This window comes from Vibrio sp. 1580 (assembly GCF_033340055.1).
Genome location: NZ_JAWOVT010000466.1, coordinates 1 through 594 on the forward strand (window position 1 = coordinate 1; position 594 = coordinate 594).

Annotated in this window: 2 protein-coding genes; both read left to right on the top strand. The window is 64.8% G+C overall.

Going from position 1 to position 594, the window contains the following annotated elements; all coding sequences use genetic code 11:
* Positions 1-265: hypothetical protein (locus R7093_RS26620; protein WP_318147202.1), on the top strand; the 265-nt coding region annotated here is incomplete at its 5' end.
* A gap of 4 nt (positions 266-269) precedes the next feature.
* Positions 270-594 (top strand): phosphoribosylanthranilate isomerase (locus R7093_RS26625; protein ID WP_409071278.1); only part of this gene is annotated, 325 nt, incomplete at its 3' end.

Consider the following 594-nt stretch of genomic DNA (forward strand, 5'->3'; position numbering starts at 1 on the left):
CTGGCTTATCCGGCAGCGCGGCGGTTTGCAGCTCGGATGCTTCCCCTGTGCTGACCTCGACCCAGCTACGAGCTCGTTCGGCTGTTGCCTGCGGTTGGATGATCTCGATGCCATGGTGGCATTGGTGAACGCGGCGGGAGCCGAGGAAAAAAGCACCGGCTGGCCGCGCTTCAAAGCTCCGCAACTGGAGGCGAGCGGCCTGAGGATCGGCTACCTGATCGATCCCGACTGCACGCTGGTGCGGCTGATCCAGAACCCCGACTGACCGCATGCCCGCGAAAATCAAGATTTGCGGGATCAGCACACCCGAGGCGCTCGATGCGACCATCGCGGCGCGGGCGGACTATGCCGGGTTGGTGTTCTATCCAGCGTCGCCCCGTGCGGTTACGTCGAATGTCGCGGGCGCTTTGACATCGCGCGCAGCTGGCCAGATCGCCATGGTCGGTTTGTTCGTCGATGCGGATGATGCTGTCATCGCCGACGCACTGGTGGCAGCCAAGCTGAACGCGCTGCAGCTGCACGGTTCGGAATCGCCCGAACGCGTGGCCCAGTTGCGCGCGCGGTTTGGCAAGCCGGTGTGGAAGGCGCTGCCCG